The organism is Streptomyces sp. NPDC004788 (genome assembly GCF_053601115.1).
In genome coordinates, this window is the sequence record NZ_JBSGBF010000017.1 from 62,352 (window position 1) to 77,621 (window position 15,270).

The window sequence follows — 15,270 nt, forward strand, 5'->3', positions numbered from 1 at the left end:
TTGTCGAGCGCTCGGAGGCCGGGAGGAGCCAGGGAGCCAGACGGACGTTCGCTCTACTCCGTGCGTCGTGCGGCTATCAGTGGCAGGAATGAGCCGTGGGAGGCTCGCTGGCATAGGGATGCGGCGCGTGCGGAAATCGCTCAGTTTTAGGGGAGCTGGCGAGTGCGTGCAGAATCTCCGCGATGCACTCGGCCATGGGCTGTTGGGTGTCCACGACGATCTTCGGAGCCAGAATCGAACCCGCGCTCCCGGCGTCTCCCGGGGGCCCTTCAGCGTCCTTGTGGGCCTTTTGAGCGGGACCCTCCGACACAGGGGCTGTGCGGACGCATTCGATGACGTGAAGGCGGTGGCCTATACCGCCGGCGAGATGCCGGAGCGCTCGCACATCGCGGGCCCGTGTGAGGGGATGAGCATCGAGGACTACCGGGGAAGTGGGGCGCTGGTGGAGATTCCACACCGCGGCCTGCAACAGCCACTCGTAGAGGCGGGCCGCTTGCTCCTGCGAGGTGGTGCGGGACATAGGGAACATCACGGTTCGCAGTTGGGCGAGGTCGAGCAGGACCCCGCCGATGACGATCGCGAGATGTCTGGCCAATTCCGACTTGCCCGTACGCTGCCGACCGCCGATGGCGACGATCACCGCGCCTCCACAGCTGTGCATCCGCTCGAGGCGACCTCGCGCTTACGAGCGGGTACCTCCGCCTCGCCCGGCCAGCGGAAGAAGGCCCACACTCCCTTGCCGACAACCTCTCCGTCACGTGTCGCGGGAGCCGCCGTCCAGTGGTCGGCAATCGCGGAGACGAGCCGGAGACCGCGTCCACCGTCCGCGGTGTCGGGCCGGAACACCGGCGCGGGAACATTCGGCGAGTTGTCAGTCACCAGGATGCCGAGTGCCGCGCCGGGTTTGACGGAGAGCGACAGCCCGAGCGTCTCGGTCTCGCCCGCTGGCCGAGTTCGACCATGAAGCACGGAGTTCGTCACCAGCTCGCTGGCCACGAGAAGGACGCGGTCCGTCAGCTCGTCTTTGCGGCTGAATCCCCAGCCCAAGAGCTCTTCCTGGAGGAACTGCCGCGACTGGGGCACGGCCTGTCCCGAGTTCGCGAGATGGATCGTAGCCAGTTCCGCCTCGACATCGTGCGCCAGGACAGCGAGGAACTGTCCGGTCTTCCGAGTCGACGTCATTGAGCGCACCCCCAATCCTGGATGGCGGGTGTCGCCGGCCGATGTCCGGAGCGCGGCGGCACCCGCAGGCTCACGAGCCAAGACCGTCAGGTGTCGTGGCCGGCGAGCCGCTTGTGGTCTCGGGAAGCCCGAGGAGGGCAAGAGTTGCCCCCGTGCACCACGAGCGGCAACCGCGACGGTTCACGTAAACGTGACTGGCTTGCGTGACGCTTCACGTATTCCAGGGCCGTACTTGACGGAGCCGCGACTTTTTGACGCAGAGCGGACAGCATGTCAGTACGCTGGTCGGCGAGTTCGAAGGGAATCAACTCCATGCGACGTGGCCCTGGACCTCATCGTCCGTCCTGCGCAAAGCGGTTACGCGCGAGCGGTGCCGAACGCGGACAGTCAACCGACGAGATCGCCCGCACGATTCAGGCGCACTGCTCCGTCTCCCCCTTGCGCGCACAGCGTCTGGCCAAGGGCCTCACCCTGACCGAGGCAGCGGACCAGATCCGCGAGCTCGTCTCTGACCTGGACAGGGGCCCCCGGGTCACCGTGGAACAGCTGCGGCTCTGGGAAACGGGAGGGCATCAACCGCTCCGCACCACCGTGCTCGTGCTCGCCGCCTTCTATGGCTGCTCGCCCGAGGGGCTGGGCCTGGAAGACACCGATGCCGTCGCTGGCATCGTCCTCCGGGCAGAGTCCCGGCATGGGCACCGCGCCGAGATCACCCCCATGTCCGCCATCGGCGAGCGGATCCCGACGGCTGCCGAGCACCTCTCGCACAGGGTCGACGCCGCGCGGCGTGCGGTGGACCGTACCCTGGCATCAGCGACGGTCAACTCCAGCCAGCTGGACCACATCGACGAGATGGTCCTTTGGGCCAGCCAGGAGTACATCTCCACCCCGCCGGCCCTGATGCTCACCCGCCTTCTGGACCTCCTTGCCGAGGTCGAGGAGCTGGCCGCATGCCGACAGCCGGCCGCCGTCCAAGTTCGGCTCTCGGAGCTGACTGCGATGCTCTCCACGCTGACTGCCGACGCACTCATGAAACTTGGCGACCTCACGCGGTCGCGATCTTGGTACGCCACAGCGCGTACCGCTGCGGACGACAGCGGAAACTCGGAGCTTCGAGCTCGCGTCAGGGCTCAGGCCGCGATGCTCCCCTTCTACTACGGTCCGATCACACAGGCGGTGAATCTGTGCCGGGAGGCCAGGGTGATCAGCAGCAGAGCACGAACCAGCGCCACGCACGCCTTCTCGGCAGCAGCAGAGGCGCGGGCCCTGGCCAAGCTTGGCGCCGAGGCCGAGGCCGAGGCCGCACTGCGCTACGCGACGAAGGTGTTTGAACAGTTCGGCGGAGACTCGGCGGACGATGCCTTCGCCTTTCCGGAGCGCCGCTACCTGCTCTACAAGAGCGGGACGCTGACCGCTCTCGGGCACACGCGCGAGGCCCGCCAAGTCCAGGAGCAGGCGCTCGTCCTCTACCAGGACAAGACAGGGATCGATCCTGCCCTCCTCCGGCTTGAAGCAGCCATCTGCTACGCGCGGGACCGAAGCCCTGACGAAGCGTGCCAGCTGGCCGGCGCTACCTTCCTGCGGATGGACCCCGCCCACCGCACACCCATCGTGGAGGAAAGAGCCCGCGAGGTCGTACAGGTCCTTCCGTCGGTGATACGGACAGGCCGGGCGGCGCGCGAGCTTCTTGAGATCATCGAGCTTGCGCCAGGCCGGATGTGACAGGACGGGCCATTGTCGGTAAGCCTGTGCGACATGACAATCACGCCGGCCCCGGGTGGGTTCGACGAGCTCGAGATGTACCAGGTCCTAGAGCGGGCCTGTACGAAGGCCGGCCTCGACGGCCGTGATGCGCGTCTGCTGCGCGGTCACACCAACGCAGTTCTCCTCCTGGAGAAGGAGCAGGTGGTGGCCAAGATCGCCCGGAAGGGAACCGACGTCGAGAGCGTCGCGCGCACGGTGACCTTCGTACGCTGGCTAATCGAAGCAGGCTTTCCCACCGTCCCTCTCCACTCCTGCGATCAGCCGCTGATCGTCAACGGGCACGCCGTCACCTTCTGGACCTACCTGCCACAACCAGAGCACCCGGTGGCGGCCGGGCAGCTGGCCGGTCCCCTCAAGGCGCTCCACTCGCTGCCCCCGCCCCCGATCGCCCTTGCCGAGCACGACAACATCCGTGCGATCCGCCGCTCACTGACCGCGATCACATGTCTCCCTGCCGCAGCCATCCGATACATGGAGGAGGAGGCAGACCGACTCGAAGGGGCATTGAGGGGAGTCGACTTCGCGCTTCCCCCCGGGCTGATACAGGGCGACCCACAGCACCGAAACGCGTTGCACACCACCGACGGATCTGCGGTGCTGTGCGACTGGGACACGGTCGCCCATGGTCAGCCGGAATGGGACCTTGTCACAGTCGAAGTCCACTGTCGGCGGTTCGGCTACGGCCAAGCTCACTACCAAGCCTTCGCGAGCGCCTACGGGTGGGACGTAACGAAATACGCCGGCTACTCGGTTTTGCGTGATATTCGGGAGCTGCGCATGATCACCACTAACGCACGAAAAGTTCGACATGCTCCTGAGTCTTTGAGCGAGATCCGGCGGCGATTCGACGGGCTCAGGAGGAGGGACACGCAGCTCCCCTGGAACATCCTCTAGCGTTCGGCCTGGAGCCCTGCTGCCCCGGCAACGACCTCTGGCTGATCGACGGCCGTCTCGTGCTGTTCCACTGGTTCACCGGTGATGGCGAGTGGGCGGGACACGAGTTCAAGACTCGGCCACGGTCAAGATGGTGATCGCCTCGTTCGAGGTCGTCTGGGAACAGGCCATCCCGCACGAGGAGTTTACGATCTAGCCTTGCCGTCCCACCCTCACCGGACTCAAGCACGGCGCCTCCACGCCGTCTTACCGCCTCGGCAAGCTCACGGTGTCCACAGAGGGGAGACCCGCTGCGGCGTCGACGAGTCGGCCAGCAGCGATGCGACACCGTGGGGAACACCGAGCTTCCCCAGAGCCCAGTCGAGCGCATTAGCTTCGGCGTCGCACATTCGGGCGATCAGGCTGGTCTGTTCAGGCAGAAGGATTCGTCGGGGGATCACGATCGTTTCCCGGACCCGGTCGAGGGGCAGTCCCCGCCGGAAGCCCCGTGCGGCGGGGCGGAGAGCGTCCTCGTTCGGCGGAAGCGGCAGGCGCCGGCGGGCCGCGTTCGAGACGACGATCCCGGCGACGTGGACGTACTCCGCTAGGAGCGGCCCCAACAGGTCCGCGAGCGCATCGGTCTTGGCGGCGAGCGACATCTCGGCGAAGGGCGTCGGGAAGTGGAAGAGACCGCTGTGGTCCTCCACCCAGATCCAGGCGGTGCCTGCCCCCGCCGTTTTGGCGCACTTGCCGTGCACCTTGTCCAGGAGCCGCCTGCCCTGGTCGCTCTCCACGGTGTCCCCGGTCAGGGTGGTGCCCTGGGGAGCCGTGCCGGGATGGACGGTCAGCCGCCTCCCGGCGCTGCTGAGGACATCGACCGCGGCCTCCAGGGCCGCGCACTGTTGGGCGGCCTCCTCGGTCCGTTTCTTCCAGGTCTCGAAGTCGCCGCCGCTGAGCAGTTCGGGGAGGTCACCTTCCCAGTAGATGTCACGGCCCCTGTCCAGGGCGAAGAGGTGAGCCCGGACGTTCTCGCGGAACCTCTCGTAGTCCTGGAACTTCTGATCTTCGGCGAAGGTGACGACCTCGATGAAGACGGGGCCGATACGAACATCGCCGGGGCCGCCACTGGCTTTCGCCGGCTCCAGCTCGACCCTGAGTCCGTGGGCCGCCCCCATGAGCGCGAGCCGGGCCTGTGTCTGGGAATGCAGGAACCGGGACAGGGTGACGTCGCAGCGTGCATCCCGCTTGACCGAGGCAATGCCCGGCACCGCGGCTTCCTCCAGATAGGCGTATGCGGCCCACCACCGCACTGCTTCCACCCATGCTCCCGGGGCGGCTCCGTTCATGAACTGGAGCACCGGGGCATGGCGGCCCAGACCGACGAAGGTGTCGCTGGCCCGACCCGGGGCGGGGGAGGGGACCACGGCCTTGGGCAGCCAGCGGCTGTTGAAGAACGCGGTGAGGCCGGCCACGGCGCGTGCGGTCACCTGATGACCTGCGGGGGAGAGGTAGCCGGCACCCTCCGGGCAACCGAACCACGCCCCCCAGTCGATCGCCCGGCGGCCCTGGTCGATCGCCCGCCATATCTCTTCGTCACGAGGGTGCATGCCCGTGATCATGACGCATCCGCAGACGAGGATGCGGGGATTTTCCCGAACATTCGCCGCTTCCTCCCGGCTGGCCCTGGACCAGTGCCTCATCCGGTCCGCATCACAGCAATAGCGGACAGCGACTGCGGATCGCGACCGGCCCCCCATTTGCAGAGACTTCCTATCGCGCCCAAAGTGGCCGACTTCCCGGCGGGGTGGTAGCGGGCATTCGCTTACGGCAGACGAGGATTGACGGCAAGAGACTGGAACCTAGGCCGGGAGCATGTCAACGTACAACATCCCGAAAACGCCAAGGCGGACGAGAAGGTGATCGACAGGAATGGAGGGAAAGATTGCAACCCCAGACTTGTGGGATTGGCGGCCTGGAGTGGTTTCTGCGTAGGAGGTCCGTGTGTCTGGGATCGCGGCCGCGCAGTTCTCGTGCATATTGCAGCGCACCCGGGCCGCGAGGAGGTACGTGGCCCGGGCCGTGAATGTTCCCGAGCGCCGCGTAGCGCGAAATCTGGATCGCCTAGTAGCTGACGGTTCGCTGTTGCTCGTTGCAGACGGTGCCTCACCGGCCCTGAGGTCGTACCGGTTGGCTTACTGACGGAAACCCATCCGAGTACTGCGACCGCATGGGCGGGGCGCGCGCAACATAGCCGACGATCGCCGGTTAGCCAAACCGGCGATCGTCAGGACCATTCAGGTGTTCGCATCCGGCTGTGCTTGGCGGTGGAGCCGTCGTGGACGTGGGCTGCCCGTGCCCGTTCTCTTTCGTCTCTCACAGGAAGCGCTCCATGCCTACTCGATCGCTGCTCGCTCCCTCAGCTGTGCCTGACCCCGCCAGTGCGGGCCGCGCCTGCTTTCTCAACGTAAAGGATGCCGCCGCGTACCTCGGCATATCACCGCACACCCTCTATGTCTGGCGGCATCGACGGCAGGGCCCGCCGAGCTTTCGTATGGGCCCCCGTGGTCGCGTCATGTATCGGCGGACGGCCCTCGACGCCTGGATTCATGACCAGGAACGAGCGGACTCTCGCTCCAACCCTGCTTTGAACCCACTCAGCGCGGCTCCGCAGCGACGTCGGAACCCCGGTGCTTGACGCATCGCACGTTGTCGGACGCGTTCGTACCCTCTTGAAAGGAGACATGTTTGGCCGGCTATATCGAGGATCGGTGGCTCAAGAAGAAGAAGGATCCGGTCACCGGGAGAAGGGAGAAGACCGCTCGCTACGGTAAAGGCAAGCGGTACAAGGTCGCTGGCATACCTGGGGTGCGAGACCGATCCTTTGAAGTGCTGGAGGATGCCAAGGCGTGGCTTCGCCGCGCGGCCACGGACGAGGAGCGAGGCGAGTTCGTAGACCCGCGCGACGGGTCCATCACGCTGGCCGACTACATCGCGACGCACTGGGCACCAGGGCGAGGCGGTGCTCCGAAAACCCAGGACAGTCAGGAGCGTAGGTGGCGTCTCCATATTGTCCCGCACCTGGGCCAGCTTCCGCTCAGGAGCATCGCTGCAACGGATCTGCGCGCGTTCATAACCAAGTTGGAGTCGACAGTCTCGTCAGTCGACTACCAGCGCGGCATCCTGTCCGAGCTTTCCTCCATCCTGGAAGCGGCCGTCGACGACAAGCGCCTCGCGCGCAACCCGATGCACGCGAAATCGGTGCGGTGGCCCAAGTCGCCACGGGAGCGGCGCGACGCGTGGCCGATGGACACGGCACTGCGCGTCCGCGATGCCATCAGCGAGCGGAACAGGATCGCCGTCGTAGTCGGCCTGGGGTGCGGACTCCGCCAGGGGGAGGTCTTCGGGCTCAGTCCCGAGGACATCGATTACGGGCGCGGCCTGCTGCACGTTCGGCGCCAAGTACAGGCGATTCACGGAAGGCTGTACTTCGCCCTGCCGAAGGGGAAGAAGATCCGGACGGTGGATCTGCCCCCTTCGGTAGCCGAGGAACTCAAGCGTCACATCGAAGCGTTCCCGCCGGTAGAAGTGGAGCTGCCGTGGGGGAAGCCGGAGGGAGAGAGGAAGAAGTTCTCCCTGCTGCTCACCACGCGCTTCGGCAACGCTGTCGCGGTGAACACATGGAACACCTACACCTGGAAGCCTGCCTTGGCCAAGGCAGGCGTCATCCCGCCGCGCGCCGAGGGGGCGAAAGCCTGGCAGTGGGCGGCGGCTCCGAAGGACGGCTTCCATGTGCTTCGGCACACCTACGCCTCGATCATGCTGGAAGCCGGAGAGTCCGTCGTGACCCTGGCTCGGTGGCTCGGACACTCCTCGCCTGCGATCACTCTCGGTTACTATGCTCACTTCATGCCGGAGGCCGGCAGCAAGGGACGCGGCACCATCGACGGTCTGCTTGGGGAGCGCGGGAGATCAGCTTGCTAGCCGAAACTCCCCAGATTCTCCCCAGCGCTGTCGACCCGTGTTCCCGGCCTCTACGCTCCGGAGAAGCCTTCCGTGGATTGCAAGGTTGAAGAGATGGGTGGCCTGGGAAAGTGTTGCAAGAGGTCGTAGCGACCCGCTATGTCACGCCCCTGCGTGAGGGCGGCTCGCTCCCCGGGATCGTCGAGGCCGACGATCTCGGCACGTACGTCATGAAGTTCACCGGCGCCGGCCAGGGGCGCAAGACCCTCGTCGCCGAGGTGATCTGCGGGCAGCTGGCCCGGCGGCTGGGGCTCAGGGTGCCGGAGCTGGTGGCGATCCAGCTGGATCCGGTGATCGGGCTCTCGGAGCCGGACCAGGAGGTGCAGGAGCTGCTGAAGGCGAGCGGCGGGCTGAACCTCGGGATGGACTTCCTGCCCGGCTCGCTCGGCTTCGACCCGCTCGCGTACGAGGTCGACCCGAAGGAGGCCGGGAAGGTGGTCTGGTTCGACGCCGTGATCAACAACGTCGACCGGTCCTGGCGCAACCCCAACATGCTGGTCTGGCACGGCGAGCTGTGGCTCATCGACCACGGCGCCACCATGATCTGGCACCACAACTGGCCCGGCGCCCAGGCGTCCGCCGCCAAGCCCTACGACGCCTCCGACCACGCCCTCGCGCCCTTCGGGCCCGACATCGCGGCCGCGGCGGCCGAGCTCGCACCACTCGTCACCCGCGAGCTGCTCACCGAGGTGGCGGCCGACGTGCCCGACGAGTGGCTGGTCGACGAGCCCGGCTTCGCGAGCACGGACGAGCTGCGGGCGGCCTACGTGGAGGCGCTGCTGCCGCGCGCGGCGACCATCCACGAGCGGATCACCCTCGGCCCCCGCACCGAGCGGCGGCCCCAGCAGCCGCCCGGCTGGCTCGCCGACCGCCTCGCCCCGCGCTCCGCCCAGAAGGACGGCGCCCAGAAGGACAGCACCGAGAAGGACAGCACCACGTGACCGACCGCGATGTCTTCGAGTACGCGCTGCTGCGCGTCGTGCCCCGCGTCGAGCGCGGCGAGTGCTTCAACGCCGGCGTGGTCGTCTACTGCCGGGCCCGGTCCTTCGTGGCCGCGCGCACCCATCTGGACGAGGCCAAGCTCTCCGCGCTCGACCCGGACGCCGACGTCACCGGCGTACGGGCCGCGCTGCACGCGGTCGAGGGCGTCTGCCTGGGTGGGGACGCCGCCGGACAGGCCGCCCGCGACGACGCCGGCCGGCGCTTCCGCTGGCTGATCGCGCCGCGCTCGACGGTGGTCCAGCCCGGCCCCGTGCACACCGGTCTGACGGCCGATCCCGAGGCCGAGGTGGAACGCCTGCTCGACCTGCTCGTGCGCTGAGCCCCCGCGCGCGGCCCGGTGCACCCGGTGGGCCGTTGACACCGGGTGCCAGGGCTTCTAGCGTCTCGTCTGCGGACCTACTAAGCGGTTGCTCATGTGCGGGAGCGCGAGCCGACCGCGGGGTACGGACCGTATCCAGGGACGATCCAAGGGCGAGGAGAACAAGCATGTCCACCACCGAGCAGCGCGTAGCCGTCGTCACCGGTGCGGCGCGGGGCATCGGCGCCGCCACCGCGATCCGGCTCGCGGCCGAGGGCCGCGCCGTCGCCGTGCTCGACCTCGACGAGGCGGCCTGCAAGGACACCGTCGAGAAGATCACCGCCGCGGGCGGCCGCGCGCTCGCCGTCGGCTGCGACGTCTCCGACAGCGCCCAGGTGGAGGCCGCGGTCGCGCGCGTCGCCGCCGAACTCGGCGCGCCGACGATCCTCGTCAACAACGCGGGCGTGCTCCGCGACAACCTGCTCTTCAAGATGTCCGAGTCGGACTGGGACATCGTGATGAACGTGCACCTCAAGGGCGCGTTCCTGATGGCCAAGGCCGTCCAGAAGCACATGGTGGACGCCGGCTTCGGCCGGATCGTCTCGCTCTCCTCCTCCTCGGCCCTCGGCAACCGCGGCCAGGCCAACTACTCCGCCGTCAAGGCCGGTCTGCAGGGCTTCACCAAGACCCTCGCCAAGGAGCTCGGCAAGTTCGGCATCACCGCCAACGCCGTCGCCCCCGGCTTCATCGTCACCGAGATGACCGCGCAGACCGCCGAGCGGGTCGGCATGGGCTTCGAGGAGTTCCAGGCGGCCGCCGCCTCCATGATCCCGGTGCAGCGCGTCGGCCGTCCCGAGGACGTCGCCAACGCCATCGCCTTCTTCACGGGCGACGACGCCGGGTTCGTCTCCGGCCAGGTCATGTACGTGGCCGGCGGCCCGCTCAACTGACGCGCGGCGCGAGAGGAGACAGAGGCAGAGGAGTCAAGGACATGAGCGCGAAGCAGCTGCCCGAGCTCTCGGGCAAGGTCGCCCTGGTCACCGGCGCCAGCCGGGGCATCGGCTACGGCGTCGCCGAGGCCCTGGTCGCCCGCGGCGACCGGGTCTGCATCACCGGACGCGGCGAGGAGGCCCTCAAGGAGGCCGTGGAGCGGCTCGGCGCCGACCGGGTCATCGCGGTGCCCGGCAAGGCCCACGACGAGGCCCACCAGGCCGCCGCGGTCGAAGCCACCATGGCGGCCTTCGGCCGGGTCGACTTCCTGGTCAACAACGCCGGTACGAACCCGGTCTTCGGCCCGATCGCCGAGCTCGACCTGGGCGTCGCCCGCAAGGTCTTCGAGACGAATGTGGTCTCGGCGCTCGGTTTCGCCCAGCAGACCTACCGGGCCTGGCAGAAGGAACACGGCGGGGCGATCGTGAACATCGCCTCGATCGCCGGCCTCTCCGCGTCGCCGTTCATCGGCGCGTACGGAATGAGCAAGGCCGCCATGATCAATCTCACCCTCCAGCTGGCGCACGAATTCGCGCCACTGGTCCGGGTCAACTCGATCGCGCCGGCCGTCGTGAAGACGAAATTCGCCGCCGCGCTCTACGAGGGCCGGGAGACCGAGGCGGCCTCCCGCTACGCGCTGGGCCGGCTCGGCGAGCCGCAGGACATCGGCGGTGCCGCCGCCTTCCTCACCTCGTCCCAGGCGGAGTGGATCACGGGCCAGACACTGGTCGTCGACGGCGGTCTTTTCCTGAACTCCGGAGTCGAGTGACCGATATCCGGACACTTTCCTGAATTCCTGACCGGTTTGGCCCCGGTTGCGCGCGGAATGCCTCAAGTGCCCCGTCAGGGTCGGTCATTGATCCGGCGGGGCGCTGCGGTATCGTCTGCCGACCCCAGGCTGAACGAGGAGCGTGCGCGTGTTCAACCGGACCAGCCTGCAGGCAACTGCAGCCCTTGCGTCCATATCCGTCCTGTCCGGATGCAGTGTCTTTTCGGACGCTGAATCCACGGCGGAACAGAGAATCGTCGTCGGGACGACGAGTTCTCCCACGACGCTCGACCCCGCGGCCGCCTGGGACAATTCCTGGGAGCTCTTCCGGAATGTCTTCCAGACGCTCGTGGCCTTCCCCACCGGCAGCGCGGCGCCCAAGCCGGACGCCGCCGACTGCCAGTTCAAGCCGGATTCCAACAGCCGGGTCTTCGAGTGCTCGATCCATGACGGGCTGACCTTCTCCAACGGTCACAAGCTGGACGCCAACGCGGTCAAGTACTCGATCGAGCGGATCCGCACCATCAAGGTCGAGGGCGGCCCCAACGGCATGCTCGGCTCGCTCGACAAGATCGACGTCCCCGACCCGAGCACGGTGGTCTTCCGGCTGAACAAGCCCGACGCGACCTTCCCGTTCATCCTCGCCACCCCGGCCATGTCGATCGTCGACCCGGCCGAGTACCCCGCGGACAAGCTCCGCGAGGACGGCAAGCTCATGGGCTCCGGCCCGTACGTCCTCGACTCCTACGAGGAGGGCGAGGAGGCCAGGCTGAACACCAACCCCAGCTACAAGGGCTTCGCCGACCGCAAGAACGGCGGCGTGACCATCCGGTACTTCAAGGAGTCCGAGCCGATGGTCGCCGCCCTGAAGAAGAAGGAGATCGACGCCACCTACCGCGGTCTGACCGCCGCCGAGGTCGTCGACCTCCAGGCCGACAAGCCGGAGAACGAGCACCTCCAGCTCGTCGAGTCCACCGGCGCCGACATCCGCTACCTGGTCTTCAACGCCAAGGACGGAGCGGTCGCCAAGCTGCCCGTGCGCAAGGCCATCGCCCAGCTCGTCGACCGCGACGAGCTGGTCAGCAAGGTCTACCAGGGCACCGCCGAGCCGCTGTACTCCATGGTCCCCAAGGGCATCGCCGGGCACACCACCAAGTTCTACGACCGCTTCGGCTCGCCCAGCGTCTCCAAGGCCAAGGCCATCCTGCGCGGCGCCGGCATCACCGAGCCCGTCGAGCTGGACTTCTGGTACACCACCGACCGTTACGGCTCCGCCACCGCCGGCGAGTTCGCCGAGCTCAAGCGGCAGCTGGAGGAGTCCGGGCTGTTCAAGATCACCCTCCACGGCAAGCCGTGGAAGGAGTTCCAGGCCGGCTACCAGCACGGCGAGTACCCGGTCTTCGGCCGCGGCTGGTTCCCCGACTTCCCCGACCCGGACAACTTCATCGCGCCCTTCGTGGGCAAGGAGAACGTCCTCGGCACCCCGTACATCAGCCCGGAGATCACCGACGACCTGCTGCCCAAGTCGCGCCGGGTCAGTGACCGCGGGGCCGTCACGGACGAGTTCAACCAGGCCCAGGAGATCCTGGTCCAGGACGTCCGGCTGCTGCCGCTGTGGCAGGGCAAGCTCTACATCGCCGCCAGCGAGGACATCGGCGGCGGCGAGCGGGCGCTCGACCCGCAGACCGTCATGCAGATGTGGGAGCTCAGCCGCCGTACCAGCTGGTAGGAACCGCGGAAGCCCGCGGAGGAGGAGGGAGCGGGCGGCGTTGTCAGTGGGTCCCGGTAGGTTCTCGTTCGGAGTAACAAGAACGCCCACCGGAGGTTGTTGACGTGACCGACACCGACATGCTGCCCGAGTCCTGGCGCGGCGTCCTCGGCGCCGAGCTGGAGAAGCCCTACTTCGCGCAGCTCACCGAGTTCGTCGAGGAGGAGCGGGCCAAGGGGCCGGTCTACCCGCCGCGCGAGGAGGTCTTCGCCGCCCTCGCCGCCACCCCGTTCGACAAGGTGAAGGTCCTGATCCTCGGCCAGGACCCGTACCACGGCGAGGGCCAGGGCCACGGCCTGTGCTTCTCCGTCCGCCCCGGCGTGAAGACCCCGCCCTCGCTGCGCAACATCTACAAGGAGATGCAGGCCGAGCTCGGCCACCCCATCCCCGACAACGGCTATCTGATGCCGTGGGCCGAGCAGGGCGTGCTGCTGCTCAACGCGGTGCTCACGGTCCGCGCCGGCGAGGCCAACTCGCACAAGGGCAAGGGCTGGGAGAAGTTCACCGACGCCGTCATCTCGGCCGTCTCCGCCCGCCCCGACCCGGTGGTCTTCGTGCTGTGGGGCAACTACGCGCAGAAGAAGCTGCCGCTCATCGACGAGTCGCGGCACGTCGTGGTGAAGGGCGCCCACCCCTCGCCGCTGTCGGCGAAGAAGTTCTTCGGCTCCGCGCCGTTCACTCAGATCGACAAGGCCGTCGCGGCCCAGGGACACGAGCCGATCGACTGGCGCATCCCCGACCTCGGCTGAGCCTCGCCCGGATCCGGCGCGGCGCCGGTTAGCGTCGGATCCGAGTCTTGTCCCCGGCCGTCTCGTACGAGGGCCGTAGCGACCGCATGGACAGCGTGGAGGCCGTAGTGACCGGGCAGCAGGTGTCGGACGATGCCGTCATGACCAGGATCGGGCAGGCGATGATGCTGCTCCACGGCGGCGACCGGGAGGAGGCCCGCAACCGCTTCGGCGCGATCTGGCAGCAGCTCGGACCGGACGGCGACCCGCTGCACCGCTGCACGCTCGCGCACTACATGGCCGACGCCCAGGACGACCCGGACACCGAGCTGGCCTGGGATCTGCGGGCGCTGACCGCCGCCGAGGGCCTCGACGAGGACCGGCTGGCCCGGCACGACTCGGCGGCCGCGCTGCGCGCCCTCTACCCCTCGCTCCACCTCAACCTCGCCGCCGACTACGTGAAGCTGGCCCGTCCCGACGCGGCACGCGTCCACCTGGACCGGGCCCGCGCCGCCTCCGCGTACCTGGACGACGACGGGTACGGGAACGGGGTGCGGGCCGCGATCGAGCGCCTGGAGCTGCGGTTGCGCGGGCAGTGAGGCACGTACGGCGCTGCCCGCGGCTCCCGTGCCTCAGCGTCCGTAGGTGCCCCGGCAGATCCGCGCCTGCTCGCTGCGCGGGCTCCAGCCGCCGTACGCCTCGCCGAGGGCGCAGACGTCGACCCTGGAGTGCGGCGCCTTCGCCACCTCCGGCAGCTCGGGCATACCGGCGGCCGGGTGCCGGCGCTGCTGTCCCGGTACGTGGTCGGGGCGCGGGTTCGTGGCCTGGTGCCGGTGCGCCGGGGCCGGGCCGCCGGCCGGGTGGCGGGTGACGGTCGAGCGGGGCTCGGGCGTCGGGGGATCGGGCATCGCCGCCTCCAGGGCCTCCCGGGCGGGGCCCTGGACGATCTGGGGCGCGACGTCCTGACCGGCGGGTCCGGAGGAGGCGGCGGGAGCGGGCGCGGGGGCCGCGGGGGACGGTTCGACGGCGACGCAGCCGGAGAGGGCGGCCATCGCCATCCCGGCCACGCCGGCGAGCAGCGTCACTGTGGTTCTGGTTCCATGCACCCGTGCAACTCTGCTGGTCGCGGCCGGTTCCGCGAACCCCTACTCGCGGGGAATGCCCCGCACGAGTGATCAACCGGGCGCGGGCTGACCGCAGGGGCTGACCGCGGGGCCGACCGCGTGGGCCGGCCGCGTGCGCCCAGGGCTCCGCGCCCGGAAGCGTCAGGGAGTGTCCGGGAGCGCCCGGGCCGCTCGCGCTCAGTCGCCGGTGGCGCCGTCGATGCGCTCGCGGATGAGGTCCGCGTGGCCGTTGTGGCGGGCGTACTCCTCGATCATGTGCAGGTAGATCCACCGCAGGTTGAAGGTCTGGCCGGAGCGGTGCCTGCCCACGGTCAGATCGTCGAGACCGCGGCCGGCCGCGTTGGCCCTGGCCTGCTCGATCTCGGCCTGCCAGGTGGCGTACGCCTCCTCCCAGGTGTCCTCGTCGGTGACGTGGATGTCCCGGTCCCGGTCCTCCTCCGTGGCGTAGATCCAGCCGACCTCCTCCCCGGTGAGGATCCGCCGGAACCAGCCGCGCTCGACCTCGGCCATGTGGCGGACCAGGCCGAGCAGGTTGAGGTCGGACGGCGGCGCGGAGGCGGTGCGCAGCTGCGCGTCGTCGAGGCCCGCGCACTTCACGGCCAGGGTCAGGCGGTGCCAGTCGAGCCACTGTTCCAGAGCCGTGCGCTCCGCCTCCTGGGTGTCGGGCAGCGTGCGCGGGTCCGTTTCGATGCGTTCGGCAAACATGCTCCGCATCCTGGCCGACGATCGCGGTCCGTGGCCAGGGGATTGAC

At 68.5% G+C, this 15,270-nt stretch carries 17 protein-coding genes; 12 read left to right on the forward strand and 5 right to left on the reverse strand.

The annotated features are described in order from the left end of the window. Positions 1-76 precede the first annotated feature (76 nt). Positions 77-640 carry an AAA family ATPase gene (locus ACWEJX_RS10810; protein ID WP_451607147.1) on the reverse strand — a complete coding sequence of 188 codons (564 nt, stop codon included), beginning with the start codon at positions 638-640 and terminating at the stop codon, positions 77-79. After that, positions 637-1,182, reverse strand: coding sequence for an ATP-binding protein (locus tag ACWEJX_RS10815; protein ID WP_111334162.1), 546 nt, complete (start codon positions 1,180-1,182; stop codon positions 637-639). Before ACWEJX_RS10815 ends, ACWEJX_RS10810 begins: the two co-directional genes overlap by 4 nt. A gap of 438 nt (positions 1,183-1,620) precedes the next feature. On the opposite strand from ACWEJX_RS10815, the gene ACWEJX_RS10820 reads away from it, so the two are divergent. From ACWEJX_RS10820 to ACWEJX_RS10830, 3 genes are read left to right on the forward strand one after another with little or no spacing between them, the layout of a single operon-like run. Continuing rightward, on the forward strand, positions 1,621-2,904 hold the full coding sequence (locus tag ACWEJX_RS10820) for a helix-turn-helix domain-containing protein (RefSeq protein WP_331452041.1): 1,284 nt from the start codon (positions 1,621-1,623) through the stop codon (positions 2,902-2,904). Positions 2,905-2,937: 33 nt separating this feature from the next. Beyond that, positions 2,938-3,840, forward strand: a complete 903-nt coding sequence (locus tag ACWEJX_RS10825) for a phosphotransferase family protein (protein WP_451607148.1) — start codon at positions 2,938-2,940, stop codon at positions 3,838-3,840. A gap of 59 nt (positions 3,841-3,899) precedes the next feature. After that, the gene (locus ACWEJX_RS10830) at positions 3,900-3,977 is read left to right on the forward strand and encodes a hypothetical protein (RefSeq protein WP_382834851.1); all 78 of its coding nucleotides are present in this window, start codon (positions 3,900-3,902) and stop codon (positions 3,975-3,977) included. Positions 3,978-4,103: 126 nt separating this feature from the next. On the opposite strand, the gene ACWEJX_RS10835 is transcribed toward ACWEJX_RS10830, so the two are convergent. After that, on the reverse strand, positions 4,104-5,519 hold the full coding sequence (locus tag ACWEJX_RS10835; protein WP_451607149.1) for a hypothetical protein: 1,416 nt from the start codon (positions 5,517-5,519) through the stop codon (positions 4,104-4,106). Positions 5,520-6,208: 689 nt separating this feature from the next. Here ACWEJX_RS10835 and ACWEJX_RS10840 point away from each other — a divergent pair. The 9 genes from ACWEJX_RS10840 to ACWEJX_RS10880 all read left to right on the forward strand — a co-directional run bounded on the left by ACWEJX_RS10840 (position 6,209) and on the right by ACWEJX_RS10880 (position 13,993). Then, the gene (locus tag ACWEJX_RS10840) at positions 6,209-6,514 is read left to right on the forward strand and encodes a helix-turn-helix transcriptional regulator (RefSeq protein WP_331452038.1); all 306 of its coding nucleotides are present in this window, start codon (positions 6,209-6,211) and stop codon (positions 6,512-6,514) included. A gap of 50 nt (positions 6,515-6,564) precedes the next feature. Then, positions 6,565-7,800, forward strand: coding sequence for a tyrosine-type recombinase/integrase (locus ACWEJX_RS10845; RefSeq protein ID WP_443078488.1), 1,236 nt, complete (start codon positions 6,565-6,567; stop codon positions 7,798-7,800). Positions 7,801-7,910: 110 nt separating this feature from the next. Further along, positions 7,911-8,780, forward strand: coding sequence for a HipA family kinase (locus ACWEJX_RS10850; RefSeq protein WP_451607150.1), 870 nt, complete (start codon positions 7,911-7,913; stop codon positions 8,778-8,780). After that, on the forward strand, positions 8,777-9,160 hold the full coding sequence (locus tag ACWEJX_RS10855) for a DUF3037 domain-containing protein (protein ID WP_451607151.1): 384 nt from the start codon (positions 8,777-8,779) through the stop codon (positions 9,158-9,160). Before ACWEJX_RS10850 ends, ACWEJX_RS10855 begins: the two co-directional genes overlap by 4 nt. A 167-nt stretch (positions 9,161-9,327) precedes the next feature. After that, positions 9,328-10,089, forward strand: coding sequence for a 3-oxoacyl-ACP reductase FabG (gene fabG / locus ACWEJX_RS10860; protein ID WP_403789313.1), 762 nt, complete (start codon positions 9,328-9,330; stop codon positions 10,087-10,089). A 41-nt stretch (positions 10,090-10,130) separates the two neighbouring features. Next, positions 10,131-10,898 (forward strand): SDR family oxidoreductase, encoded by a 768-nt coding sequence (locus ACWEJX_RS10865; RefSeq protein ID WP_451607152.1) that lies wholly within the window; start codon positions 10,131-10,133, stop codon positions 10,896-10,898. Between the two features lie 148 nt (positions 10,899-11,046). Beyond that, a complete protein-coding gene (locus ACWEJX_RS10870) occupies positions 11,047-12,627 on the forward strand; it encodes an ABC transporter substrate-binding protein (RefSeq protein WP_451607153.1) in 1,581 nt (526 codons plus the stop codon). A gap of 104 nt (positions 12,628-12,731) precedes the next feature. Beyond that, a complete protein-coding gene (gene ung, locus ACWEJX_RS10875; protein ID WP_403789310.1) occupies positions 12,732-13,415 on the forward strand; it encodes a uracil-DNA glycosylase in 684 nt (227 codons plus the stop codon). Positions 13,416-13,501: 86 nt separating this feature from the next. Next, positions 13,502-13,993 (forward strand): hypothetical protein, encoded by a 492-nt coding sequence (locus ACWEJX_RS10880; RefSeq protein ID WP_451607174.1) that lies wholly within the window; start codon positions 13,502-13,504, stop codon positions 13,991-13,993. Between the two features lie 33 nt (positions 13,994-14,026). Here ACWEJX_RS10880 and ACWEJX_RS10885 read toward each other — a convergent pair whose 3' ends face one another. Both ACWEJX_RS10885 and ACWEJX_RS10890 read right to left on the reverse strand, forming a co-directional pair. Next, positions 14,027-14,500: a hypothetical protein gene (locus ACWEJX_RS10885; protein ID WP_451607154.1), complete on the reverse strand. Its 474-nt coding sequence runs from the start codon at positions 14,498-14,500 to the stop codon at positions 14,027-14,029. A 195-nt stretch (positions 14,501-14,695) separates the two neighbouring features. Then, positions 14,696-15,232 (reverse strand): DinB family protein, encoded by a 537-nt coding sequence (locus tag ACWEJX_RS10890; protein WP_451607155.1) that lies wholly within the window; start codon positions 15,230-15,232, stop codon positions 14,696-14,698. Positions 15,233-15,270 lie beyond the last annotated feature (38 nt).